General features: G+C 51.2%; 14 protein-coding genes. 7 read left to right on the forward strand and 7 right to left on the reverse strand.

Annotated elements, in window-relative coordinates:
* The first annotated feature begins 16 nt into the window (after positions 1 to 16).
* The 5 genes from HAP95_RS04565 (at position 17) to HAP95_RS04585 (ending at position 5,415) form a co-directional block, all read left to right on the forward strand.
* A complete protein-coding gene (locus tag HAP95_RS04565) occupies positions 17 to 715 on the forward strand; it encodes a LolA-related protein (protein WP_226832567.1) in 699 nt (232 codons plus the stop codon).
* Positions 712 to 3,066, forward strand: coding sequence for an MMPL family transporter (locus HAP95_RS04570; protein ID WP_368356551.1), 2,355 nt, complete (start codon positions 712 to 714; stop codon positions 3,064 to 3,066). Before HAP95_RS04565 ends, HAP95_RS04570 begins: the two co-directional genes overlap by 4 nt.
* Before the next feature lie 203 nt (positions 3,067 to 3,269).
* Positions 3,270 to 4,223, forward strand: a complete 954-nt coding sequence (locus HAP95_RS04575; RefSeq protein ID WP_215883145.1) for a chorismate transformation FkbO/Hyg5 family protein — start codon at positions 3,270 to 3,272, stop codon at positions 4,221 to 4,223.
* 95 nt (positions 4,224 to 4,318) lie between these two features.
* Entirely contained in the window at positions 4,319 to 4,738 is a 420-nt protein-coding gene (locus tag HAP95_RS04580) for a ClpXP protease specificity-enhancing factor (protein WP_215883146.1), read from the forward strand.
* Positions 4,735 to 5,415 carry a transglycosylase SLT domain-containing protein gene (locus HAP95_RS04585; protein ID WP_215883147.1) on the forward strand — a complete coding sequence of 227 codons (681 nt, stop codon included), beginning with the start codon at positions 4,735 to 4,737 and terminating at the stop codon, positions 5,413 to 5,415. The genes HAP95_RS04580 and HAP95_RS04585 overlap by 4 nt, the downstream gene beginning before the upstream one ends.
* On the opposite strand, the gene HAP95_RS04590 is transcribed toward HAP95_RS04585, so the two are convergent.
* Genes HAP95_RS04590 through aroQ form a run of 6 tightly spaced genes read right to left on the reverse strand, consistent with a single transcriptional unit; the run spans position 5,397 to position 9,456 of the window.
* A complete protein-coding gene (locus tag HAP95_RS04590; RefSeq protein WP_215883148.1) occupies positions 5,397 to 5,639 on the reverse strand; it encodes a helix-turn-helix domain-containing protein in 243 nt (80 codons plus the stop codon). The two genes, HAP95_RS04585 and HAP95_RS04590, sit on opposite strands and share 19 nt — an antisense overlap.
* Positions 5,640 to 5,650: 11 nt before the next feature.
* Positions 5,651 to 6,283, reverse strand: coding sequence for a zinc-ribbon and DUF3426 domain-containing protein (locus HAP95_RS04595; RefSeq protein ID WP_215883149.1), 633 nt, complete (start codon positions 6,281 to 6,283; stop codon positions 5,651 to 5,653).
* Between the two features lie 4 nt (positions 6,284 to 6,287).
* On the reverse strand, positions 6,288 to 7,166 hold the full coding sequence (prmA, locus tag HAP95_RS04600) for a 50S ribosomal protein L11 methyltransferase (RefSeq protein WP_215883150.1): 879 nt from the start codon (positions 7,164 to 7,166) through the stop codon (positions 6,288 to 6,290).
* Complete coding sequence (gene accC, locus HAP95_RS04605; protein ID WP_215883151.1) at positions 7,163 to 8,509, reverse strand: acetyl-CoA carboxylase biotin carboxylase subunit; 1,347 nt, start codon at positions 8,507 to 8,509, stop codon at positions 7,163 to 7,165. Before accC ends, prmA begins: the two co-directional genes overlap by 4 nt.
* 1 nt (position 8,510) lies before the next feature.
* Entirely contained in the window at positions 8,511 to 8,978 is a 468-nt protein-coding gene (gene accB / locus HAP95_RS04610; protein ID WP_215883152.1) for an acetyl-CoA carboxylase biotin carboxyl carrier protein, read from the reverse strand.
* A 19-nt stretch (positions 8,979 to 8,997) separates the two neighbouring features.
* On the reverse strand, positions 8,998 to 9,456 hold the full coding sequence (gene aroQ, locus HAP95_RS04615) for a type II 3-dehydroquinate dehydratase (RefSeq protein ID WP_215883153.1): 459 nt from the start codon (positions 9,454 to 9,456) through the stop codon (positions 8,998 to 9,000).
* 234 nt (positions 9,457 to 9,690) lie between these two features.
* Here aroQ and HAP95_RS04620 point away from each other — a divergent pair, with 234 nt between their 5' ends.
* Together HAP95_RS04620 and HAP95_RS04625 are read left to right on the forward strand one after the other, a co-directional pair.
* Entirely contained in the window at positions 9,691 to 10,548 is an 858-nt protein-coding gene (locus HAP95_RS04620; RefSeq protein ID WP_215883154.1) for a diiron oxygenase, read from the forward strand.
* Between the two features lie 18 nt (positions 10,549 to 10,566).
* On the forward strand, positions 10,567 to 10,992 hold the full coding sequence (locus HAP95_RS04625) for a hypothetical protein (protein WP_226832568.1): 426 nt from the start codon (positions 10,567 to 10,569) through the stop codon (positions 10,990 to 10,992).
* Positions 10,993 to 11,006: 14 nt separating this feature from the next.
* Here the strand turns inward: HAP95_RS04625 and ftsZ are convergent.
* Positions 11,007 to 12,113: cell division protein FtsZ (gene ftsZ / locus HAP95_RS04630; RefSeq protein ID WP_215883155.1), on the reverse strand; the 1,107-nt coding region annotated here is incomplete at its 5' end.

The following is a 12,113-nucleotide window of genomic DNA, read 5'->3' on the forward strand; positions in this document are numbered from 1 at the left end:
GGTTATTCTGAAGATAATGTCTAGAGCATTTCGCGGCCTGCTGGATATACAGATCAAAATTATCGCAATATATCCTGAAAGCATTGGCTGCAAGTGTCGGGTTTGGTTGGGAGGATTTTCATTCCCCTCGGCTACCCAGTATATTCGTTACAGTGTTTTGATTATTATGGCATTCATGGGTTTAAGTGTAATGCTGGCGAGTGACGCGGATGCTGCAGAATGGAATGTTAATCAACTCATGCAATCTCTGGCACATGCCCAACCTGATCATGCTACGTTTGTCGAAAAAAAATTCCTTAATATTCTGGAAAAACCTATAGAATCATATGGAAAAATGCAATTTATTGCTCCAGATGGATTAGAGATGCACACTATTGAGCCAAAAAATGAGGTCATGCTTATCCACGGCGACATACTTAGTATTGACCACCATGATATCCACTTGCAAGATCATCCAGAACTGCTTGCATTTGTGGATAGCATTCGTGGTGTATTAACTGGAAACCAGCAGATGCTCGAGCAATATTTTTATCTTTTTTTGAAGGGTGATAAAAAAAGTTGGACCTTGACGTTGCGACCCAGACAAAAAAAACTAGCAGGTCTGATTAGATATATTCAAGTTGATGGTAGCAATAGTAGTATTACCAGCATTAATACTCTGAAAATGAATAATGATCGTTCGCTGATAACCATCATTTCGTCCGGTACACCGTGAGAAAAATTCACGGTTTAGTCATCGTGGTCTGGCTGACTGTTTTGTTTGTCGGTGGCGCATTGATCTTGACGGCCAAATTTTCAGCCAGTCTTTCGGAATTTATGCCTCAGTCTCCAACCGCACAGCAAGCGGTTCTGAATGAACAATTACTGCATGGTATTTTGTCACGCCAAATCATGATTGAGATTAATGGCGGTGACGCTTCCACCCGTGCCAAAATTTCCAATGAGATTGTCAAGAAATTGCAGCGGAACGCGGCATTTTTCTCGGTTAGCAATGGCAGCAGCAATGATGATGCCAATATTTTCCATTATTTTTTTTCTCATCGCTATCTGCTGAGTCCTAGCGTCAACTCGCAACTTTTTACAGTGGCTGGTTTACATAAAGCTATAGAAAATTCCATTAATATGTTGGCTACACCGGGCGGGGAAATGGTCCAATCACTGTTTCCGAGTGATCCTACTGGGGCCACAGTGCAACTGATTCAATCCCTGGGGCGTGTTGCAAGACCAATGACACAAGAAGGAGTCTGGTCTTCTCGTTCGGGTCAGAGTGCTTTGATATTGGCGCAGACCCGGGCCTCTGGTTCTGACATGGATGCTCAGCAGGCTGCGATTAATAGCATCAGATTGGCCTTTGCCAAAACCAAGAAAGAGGCGGGTTCGTTAGCCGCAAACACTTCCTTAATGATGACTGGGGTTGGAGTAATTTCGGTGGCCTCCCGTGATACCATCGTTCATGCCGCTGAGATAATGTCCGCCATCAGCATGACGCTTATCACGATATTGCTCTTGTTTGTTTACCGTTCTGCGTTTGTGTTGGTTTTAGGTCTCATACCGGTATTTTCTGGTGTCATTGTCGGGATTGCTGCGGTGGCTCTTGGTTTTTCCGTTGTTTACGATATCACTATGGGGTTCGGCACCGCTTTAATTGGAGAAGCAGTAGATTATTCTATTTATTTTTTCGTGCAATCTGGCCAGACAGAAAAAAATACAGAAGAATGGATACGCAACTATTGGCCGACAATAAAATTGGGAGTATTCACCTCAGTCATAGGTTTTTTCAGTCTGCTGTTTTCTAATTTACCTGGGTTAGCGCAAATTGGTCTATATGCAATTGCTGGTCTCCTTACTGCGGCGACTGTTACCAGGCTGATCTTGCCAATCCTGCAGCCTAGTCATCTTAAGGTGCGGGATTTAAGCGATATTGGCGAATATTTGCTGCGCTGGAAAAGGGCTCTTTTTATTCTTAGGCCCGGTATTGTCTTGATGTTGATAGTTGCTTGTGTTGTCCTTGTCAGCCATCATGATAATATCTGGGATTATAAACCAGATGCTCTGAGTCCGGTCCCGGCGGCTGCGCAAAAACTTTACGCACGACTGCGCGCTGATTTGGGGGTATCTGGAAGCGGTTATCTGGTTGTTGTTTCAGGGCCCACGATTAACGCCACGTTGTTGACAGCTGAAAAGGCTGGAATTGCCTTACAGGGCCTGGTTGAAAATGATGTGATTGCAAGTTATCAAAGCCCTGTCAGATATCTCCCAAGCATTACCATGCAACAAGAGCGGCAAGCAGCAATTCCACCGCAAACGCAATTGGCAAAGCGATTGCATGAGGCTTTAATAGGCCTGCCGGTAAAGGCTTCCCTGTTTACACCATTTATCCACGAGGCTGAAGTGCAACGTACATGCGCACCCTTAAAACTTGCCGATCTGCATGGCACCAGCATTGGTATGGTGGTTAACAGCATGCTTGTTCACCATGGTAAAGGATGGCAGGCCATTTTACCGATCAAGGCACCTGCATCAGGGATTGTGAATACCCAGCGCATACGTAGCAGTCTTGCCCGGCAACATATCAAAGACGCCATGCTCATTGATTTATCTGACTCATCAGATCAATTGTATAAAGGTTATCTCACAAATGTGGTTAAACTGTCATTAGCCGGTGTGGTTCTTATCGTGGCGCTTTTATTGTTTGTATTACGTTCCGTAGTTCGAGTTTTTAGAATAATGTTACCGCTAACAGCCTCCGTACTGATCGTATCTGCAGGATTTGTCTTGTGCGGACATGAACTTAATATCATGAATCTAATTGGGCTGATGCTGATTGTTGCCATCGGGTCAAACTATGCAATATTTTTTGATCAGGCTGATAGGCATGGTCAGGGAGAAATTACTTCGTGTACACTCGCCTCTCTGGTTATCGCCAATACTGCTACCATTATGGGATTCGCGCCACTCGCTTTTTCCGGGGTGCCTGTTCTTCAGGCCATCGGTGCCACTGTTGCTCCAGGTGTTTTTCTAGCACTGTTGTTCTCTGCAAGTTTTTCCCAACGTCAAACATTTTGATTCTAAAATCATTGTGGATGATTCTGTTCTGGGCGGCGCTGATTTTTGAAGGGGAGTCATCCCGCCTGCGCTTGTGTTATTTTTAACTGGTACTACTTGTACTACATGCCTTGAAGGATTTGTAATGTATGAATGAGCCGTTGCAACTTGAATGGATCAGTACCGAAATTTTGCTGCGTCGACCCAAAGATTATCTGTCTCATGTGCTGGGTATTGTGCATTATGGTCCAAATGAAGTTCACCGTGGACTTAGAGAACTCGACATCCCCATTTCTTTTGTCAACGTCCCGGTTTTAGGTCATGGCGATGGTATTTGTGAATTGTGGTGGTCGCAGCAAAAAGTGCGAACGGCGAGTCACGGGCCAATTTCCTGGAGAGCCAATGAATCCTTACTGTTTCTGACGGTGGAAATCGGTAATGCTGAACAATGTTTGCAGGACGCGACACGAGATGCCTACTGCGCATTGCTTGCCGAAATAAATGCTCTTGGCTATCCGCATTTGCTGAGAGTCTGGAACCACATTGGTGATATAAACGATGATTCCACTGGCCTTGAACGTTACCGACAGTTCAATATGGGTAGACAAGAAGCTTTTATGGCTAGCAACTGGTCAGTAATTAATGTTGCACCACCAGCGGCCAGCGCGCTGGGCGCGCAGCGCAATACCCCTTTGGCATTGTTCGCACTGGCTTCGCATCATGCGCCACTGGCAATTGAAAACCCTCGTCAAATAAGCGCTTATGATTATCCTCAAAATTATGGACCCTGCCCGCCTACCTTTTCTCGTGCCAGCCTGATTGATCTGGATGGACCGACCCTGTTTATATCTGGCACAGCAAGTATTGTGGGTCACCAAAGTATGCACCCCGATAATTGTCGTGAACAAATTCGCGAGACCTTGCGAAACATAGAGGCACTGCTCGGCGAAGTTCGGTGTTCCCATGGTGTTGACTGGGAACTTGCCAACTTGCAATTCAAGGCTTATTTGCGGAATGGTGCTGATCTTTGGATGTTTCGCGAGGAAATGGATCAAATAGTTGGTAAAGAAGTAAATTGCTTGATTATCCAGGCGGATATATGCCGTCGCGACCTTTTGGTTGAAATAGAAGCAGTTGCTTTGCCTTGCACAAGCACGCTTGAACAACGCTACAGATGATGACAGCTTGAGGATTCTGAAAATTCGGCTATATATTCCCTAGTGTCTCATCTGGAAGATGGTCATCCAGACCCGGAGTGAATGGAGAATGCAACTTGTTGCCTGAAAGTGCCAAGCCTTATTTGCTCAATAGTGTTTATCAATGGTGTGTTGACCAGGGTCATACGCCCTATATTCTGGTGGTGGTTGCCTATCCGGGGGTGGCGGTCCCCAGCGGTTATGAAAAGGACGGGCGCATGATTCTGGATATTTCCCCGAATGCTTGCCACAACCTCAACATGGCCGATGGTTGGATCAGCTTTAACGCCCGCTTTGGTGGTGTGGCGCGGACGGTAGATGTGCCTATGGCTGCCGTGGCAGCTATTTATGCTGCAGAAACCCAGGAGGGTATAGGTTTTGCGGAGCCAGAGCTTCCTGATGCTCCGCCGCCAGGAACCGAACCCGAAAATCGAGGAGGGCGTAGCGCTGATGCGCAGGAAAAACCGGAGAGGCCTTCATTGCGGGTCATCAAATGAAAATTCAGGCGGGTTTCTGTGGCCTGCTATTGCTCCTGATTGCGGGGGCGGCCGAGGCAAATATATACGCCTATACAGATAGCCATGGGGTCGTGCATCTGACCAATGTTCCGGCTGGAAACAGCGCGTATCACATGGTCATGCGCACCCCGAAAATGCCGGTAGCTACTGCTCGCGCCGACTTCAACCGGGTAGCCAAACAGCAATATCAGTCGCTTATTCATGCGGCGGCCAGTCGCTACGGGGTGAGTCCGGCTTTGGTAAATGCCGTCATTTCTGCTGAATCCGGTTATAACGCCGGTGCGGTTTCACCCAAGGGAGCCATTGGTCTGATGCAGTTAATTCCGGCTACAGCGGCCCGTTTTGGGGTTTCCAACTCCTTCAGTCCGGCAGAAAACATCAATGGTGGTACCGCTTATCTGGCCCATCTGCTGCGTAAGTTCAGCGGTGACCTGAGGCTGGCAGTAGCCGCCTATAATGCCGGTTCCGGTGCGGTTATTCAGGCGGGTTATCATATCCCTCCCTTTGCTGAAACCCAGGCCTACGTACCTCGGGTGTTGGCTTATTACCAGCGCTATCTCGATGGCAGCAGCTCAGGCCCAAGCCTGGGGATCACAGGGCATGGGCCCACTCCGGTTTCAGCCTCTCCGCAGCTTATTCAGGTGTCCAGCCCGTAGTTTTGCAGTTTTTTTCGCAAGGTATTGCGATTAATACCCAGCCATTGGGCAGCCGTACCCCGTTGTCCGCCACATTTCTTCAGAGTGTGTTCGAGCAGGGCACATTCCACTTGTTCAATAACCTGAGTATGCAGGTTGTTTGGCGCTTCGCCCTGCAGGTCGTCCAGATAACGATCCACGATCATGACCACGCAGTCACTCAGAGTCATCGATTCTGTTGCCATGATTTTGCTCCTCAGGGTTGACTGAGAAGAGTGACCTGATAGCCTGCAGCGGCAATCAGTTTGGGACTCTTGATGGAGAACTGAACGGGTGTATGGGATAAAAATCCGGAGATGGTCTCTTCCGGCTTCGCCAGATACTCTTTTGGCGTGAATTGCAGATGAGCAATGGGTGCACCGTAAACATTACTCAGAGTGACCTGGATGACCGGGTATGACTGCACGTGCCCCGCCAGATTCTCCATTTTTCCGGTAATTTCAGCCAGGTGGTTATCCAGCGCAGTGACATGGCTATCGACAATGCGCATTTCCTTATTGGGTCCCGGCCAGGAAATCTGTGTACCTAATGCGGTGGCACTATGGATCAAGGCACGGCGGATGGGCGTGCTATTAGCTGCGTAACTATAAACGCCGGTGGACCAGAGGATTTGTCCAATCAGCGCCAAGACTAACAGGAAAATAATCAACAGGAGTAAATAACGGCCCAGACGTTGCCCCAAATGAGCACCGGCAGTGCTGGTTTCGTTGTTCAGGTCCACCTGGAAGGCCTGCTGGCAGACGCTACACTTGACCTGATAATGATGTTTTTGCAGGGCTTTATGATCAACGCTAAAAGTGGACTCGCAACGCGGGCAGGTTATTTCCATGGTTTCAGTCTCCGGATTTTCGCTGGCCATACAGCAAGGACCAGTCTTCTTCATGTTGCGGGGCGGCTAAATTAAAATAAGGTGCGTAGGCATTTTGAATGCCTGGTTCCTGGCTGTGGAGAATGCCGGAGAGGGCAATCCATCCTCCCGGCCTGGTCAATGCAGCCAGTGTGGGGGCAAGACTGAGCAGGGGGCCAGCCAGAATGTTGGCTACCAGAATATCTGCCAAAGGCAGTGGTGTTGCTTCAGGCAGGGACAGTCGCAGTCGCTCCGCGACACCATTGCGTTGGGCGTTGTCCATGGCCACTTGCAGCGCAATAGGGTCGGTATCGACCCCATAAGCTTCTTTCGCACCCAAAAGCAAAGCAGCAATAGCGAGAATACCGGAGCCGCAGCCATAATCCATAATGCACTCGCCTCCTTGAATGTGGCTTTCCAGAAAGTGCAGACAGCGCGAAGTGGTAGGATGCGCCCCGGTACCAAAGGCTTGGCCGGGGTCGAGGTGCAGTTCATAGCGGGCATCTTGTGGCGCTTGATCCCAGCTGGGAACCACCCAGAGTTTTCCAAACTGACGGGCCGGAAATTGCGCCTGGGTACTGGATACCCAATCCTGATCTTCTAAAGCCTGGACAGAGGCCCCGAAGTTTTGCCAACCGGCCATGTTTACTAATGCGTGAATGCTGGCTTCGGCGTGGTTTTGGGCAGCAAAAAGCGCCTGACACTGACTGTTCTGCCAGAGTTCGCCTTCAATAAAAAGCGCTTCGCTGGTATCCAGCTCCAAAAAAGTGATGGCGTCAGCACCGGCCTCCAGTAATTGTGCCTCCACCTTTGCGGCAGAGTCGGCCGGAACCTGAAGGCTCAGTTGCCACCATGCAATATTCATAGAGCGAGCAGTGCCTCCAGATAATGGATATTCACTTCACCAGCCGCATATTGGGCTTCTTCAAGAATACGGCGATGCAAAAGAAGGTTGGTCTGGATGCCTTCAATGCTGGTTTCCCGCAGGGCGCTGCGCATGCGCATCTGGGCTTCTTCCCGATCATTTCCATAGGCGATGATTTTACCGATCATGGAGTCATAGAAAGGAGGTACCCGATAACCGGCATATATATGGCTGTCTACCCGAATCCCTGGACCGCCGGGCGGGTGCCAGGCCGTGATTTGCCCGGGCGAGGGTATGAATTTTTCAGGATCCTCAGCGTTGATGCGGCATTCAATGGCATGTCCCTGTAAGCGGATATCTTCCTGCCGAAAAGAGAGAGGCTTGCCTGCCGCAATCAAAATCTGCGCCTTGACAATATCTACACCAGTAATCATTTCAGTCACTGGATGCTCTACCTGGACGCGGGTGTTCATCTCGATAAAGTAAAAGGTTTTACTGCCGGGATCGTAAAGAAACTCAATGGTTCCGGCACCGCGATAGCCCATGTCTGAACAGGCTTTGACCACCGCTGCACCAATTTCGGCGCGTTGTTGATCGGTAATGCCTGGAGCAGGTGCTTCCTCGATGACCTTTTGGTGACGACGTTGTACGGAGCAGTCCCGTTCACCGAGGTGTACGCAATGGCCGTGAGCATCGCAGAGCACCTGGAATTCAATATGGCGGGGTGTTTCCAGAAACTTTTCCATGTACAGGGTTGGGTTACCAAAAGCCTTGCCCGCTTCAGCACGGGTCAGATTGGCCGCGTTGATCAAATGCGCCTCGGTGTGGACAACGCGCATGCCGCGTCCGCCACCACCCCCGGCAGCCTTGAGAATGACTGGATAGCCGATTTCCTTCGCCAGTTTTTTGAGGGCTTCACTGTCATCGGGTAAGGGACCCTCAGATCCGGGAACGCAGGGTACCCCGGCTTTTATCATGGCGGCCTTGGCGGCGATTTTGTCTCCCATCAGGCGAATGGTTTCTGCACGGGGACCAATAAAGGCAAAACCGCTGTTTTCCACCCTTTCGGCAAAATCGGCATTTTCCGACAAAAATCCGTAGCCGGGATGAATGGCTTCCGCGTCAGTGACTTCTGCAGCAGCAATGACCGCTGGGACATTCAAATAGCTTTGATCACTGGGAGCGGGGCCAATACAGACAGATTCGTCGGCCAGCTTGACGTGCATCAGATCGCGGTCGGGTTCGGAATGTACGGCCACCGTGCGGATTCCCAGCTCACGACAGGCACGCTGAATGCGCAGGGCGATTTCGCCCCGATTGGCGATGAGGATTTTTTCAAACATATCAATCCTCTGGTGCAATAATAAAGAGTGGTTCGCCGTATTCTACGGGCTGTCCATTACTGGCCAGTACCTTGATGATTTTGCCGGAGACATCCGCCTCAATTTCATTCAGCAATTTCATGGCTTCGATAATGCAAAGTGTTTGACCGGCCTTGACGGTGCTGCCTTCTTCAACAAAAGGAGCAGCTTCCGGCGAGGAAGCCCGATAGAAGGTGCCGACCATGGGGGACTTGATCATGTAGCCCTGGGGGGCGGCTTCCGGTGCTGCAGTAGCTTCAGGCGGTCGTGTTATTTCTGCCACCGGTGTTGGAAGCGGGGCTGGCTGAGTGTGATAGGTCACATTTTGTGGGGCGACGGGCGCCGCATGTCGGGTAATGCGAACCTTACTTTCACCTTCCACAACTTCAATTTCGTCAATGGCGCTTTTTTCAAGTAATTCGGCAAGGCGACGAATGAATTGGATATCCATGCTTTTCCTTATTATGCGTTTAGTCAGGGCGTGAAAAACGCCGGTAAATGGCTTCCAGAGCGAGGAAGTAGCCATCAGCACCCAATCCGGCGATGACCCCTTGGGCAATGTCGGAAAAGTAGGAATGCTGACGGAAGGGTTCCCGCGCATGAATGTTGGACAAATGTACCTCAATGAACGGAACCGCCACGGCACTCAGGGCGTCTCGCAGGGCCACGCTGGTGTGGGTAAACGCAGCAGGATTGATGATGATGTTGGTGACACCCTGGTTGGGTGCAAGCTGCACGGCATCTATCAATTGATGCTCGGCATTACTTTGCAAACTGCTCAAGGTCCAACCCCAGGCCTTGGCCATGGCTGACAGTTTGGCGTCTATGTCGGCCAGGGTGCTGCGGCCGTAGTGTGCCGGTTCACGCTGACCCAGAAGGTTCAGGTTCGGTCCGTGCAGTACCAATATGTGAGGAATAGATACAGCCATGGCTTCCGCGTAACATCAAGAATAAACTGAAGTCTGCCGCAAATGCGCGCATAAATCTAGGTCGAAGCGCCACTTGAGAGCCCCATGATTTTTCGCAGGCATCGCCCCACGCGTTGATTTGACGTAGAATACACCCAATATATTGTTCATACGGGTTGCTGGCAGTATGGTGCAGCCCAGACGGGTCGCTGCGACCTATTGTGATTGACGACGCCGGAGAGAGGTGGCTTTGCCATGTTATACCCTGAACTATTTAAATCCCTGGAGGCCGCGCGTTGGAATATGGCGACAGATATTCCCTGGGATCAGTTTGATCGGAGTCTGGTGAGTGATGAGCAGCTGCGCACCATCAAGATGAATGCTGTGACCGAGTGGTCGGCGCTTCCGGCGACGGAAATGTTTTTGCGTGATAATCGCGATGATTCGGATTTTTCGGCCTTCATGTCCATCTGGTTTTATGAAGAACAGAAGCATGCGCTGGTTTTGATGGAATACCTGCGCCGCTTTGCCCCCGAGTATCTTCCAACGGAGGAAGAGCTGCACAAGGTGCGATTTGAATTTGATCCTGCCCCCGCTATGGAAACCCTGATGCTCCATTTTTGTGGTGAAATTCGTTTGACGCATTGGTACAAATGCGCGGCGCAGTGGCACAGCGAGCCAGTTATTCGTTCCATTTACGAAGTGCTGTCCAAGGATGAAGCGCGGCACGCAGGCATTTATTTGAAATATATGCGCCGGGCTATTGAGCGCTTGGGCGACTCGGCGCGCCTGGCTTTTGCTAAAATCGGTGTATTGATGGCCAACACCAAGACGGCAAAGGCTTTGCATCCGACCAACTTGCATGTGAATAAAGAGATGTACCCTGAGGATAGTGTCCAGAGTCATTTGCCGGATCCGGGTTGGCTGGAGCAATGGCTGGATACCCAGATTCATTTTGATGCCATCTGGGAAGGCAAGGTCATCAACGGCATTTTGCGCAATCTTTCCACTCTGCTCGAAATTCCCATCCAGAGTGCCAAGGATCTGAGCCGTTATCGTAAGGCCATGTCCAGTGCAGGCCGCGAAGCATCCGGGCATATGGCCGCTGGGTGACATCAGGAACGTTTAAGCATGTCTGATGCGTCCTGGCGGAGTATGAGCCTGGAAGAAAGGTTGAAATGGGCACTGAGTCCGGAGTTGCCCGGTCACTATCGTCCCTTCTTGCTGAGGGAACAGTGGGTACAAACGCGCTGTTATTTTGCCAGACGCGCGGATTTGCTGCCCGAAGAAGTAGCTGCATTGGCTCGGGATGACGACTACGTGATCCGCTTGTGCATTGCGAAAAGACCGGATTTATCAGCGGAACAGGTGGCGGAGTTTTGTGCGGATCGGGATCCCAATGTGCGCTATGCCATTGCCCGAAATCCCCTGCTGACGAACATTCAGCGCGCCGAGTTGCTTGCCGATGAGGACGAGTTGGTAAGAACAGCCGCAGCCAAGGGGCCGCGGCCTAGTCAGGAGCGCTGTCGGCCGGGTCAGGCGCCGTTATTGCGCTGACCCGGTACCGACCTTTAGTCAGCCTGGCGGCGCAGAAAGGCAGGTATATCCAGGTTGGCAAAATCCTGAACCCCGGCGTTACCATTGCTGCGGTTAGAAGCTGAAGCCGGTGCCGGACGTTCGTTATGACGCATACCCACGGGTATGTCGAGATTACGCCAGTCGGAAGGTGTGCTTGGATTGCCGGCACTGGCAGTTCCACGACCCCGGATGTTCTCCACGGCCAAACGCACGGGTTCCCGCTGCAAACCTGTAGCCACTACGGTGACGCGTAACTCCCCATCCAGGTCAGGATCCAGCACCGTACCGACCTTCACATTGGCGTCATCTGCGGCATAACCACGAATCAGCTCGCCTACTTCCTGGAATTCTCCCAGGGTCAGGTCCATACCTGCCGTGATGTTGACGAGAATGCCGCGTGCCCCGGAGAGGTTGATGTCGTCCAGTAACGGGCTGGATGCCGCGCGGGTTGCTGCATCTCTGGCGCGGTTTTCACCCTTGCCACTGGCGGCACCCATCATCGCCAGACCCATGCCTGACATGACCGTACGCACATCGGCAAAATCCAGGTTCATCAGGCCGGGACGGGTGACCAGCTCGGAGATACCCTGCACCGCACCCAACAAAATGTTGTCTGCTGCCTGATAGGCATCCTTGAGACTGATGGATGTGCCCAGAACGGCCAGCAGTTTCTCATTGGGAATAATGACCAGGGAATCGACATGCTGGGAAAGTTCGTCGATCCCGGACAGTGCATGCTGCTGGCGTTTTTTGCCTTCAAAGTTGAAGGGCTTGGTCACCACCCCAACCGTGAGAATACCCATGTCCCGGGCAATGGCTGCAACAACAGGAGCGGCACCCGTACCTGTTCCGCCGCCCATGCCGGTAGTAATGAATACCATATCCGCTTTTTCGAGGGCCGCACGAATATCATCGCGGCCTTCTTCCGCTGCCTTGCGGCCGACTTCCGGATCAGCCCCTGCGCCCAGACCACGGGTGATCTGCGCACCCAGCTGAATGGTGTGGCTGGCCAGTGAATGACGTAAAGCCTGGGCATCCGTATTGGCGGTAATGAATTCCACCCCTTCCAGACCCGCCCCACACATATTGTTGATGGCGTT

The organism is Acidithiobacillus sulfurivorans (assembly GCF_018853815.1).
Lineage (GTDB): Bacteria > Pseudomonadota > Gammaproteobacteria > Acidithiobacillales > Acidithiobacillaceae > Acidithiobacillus > Acidithiobacillus sulfurivorans.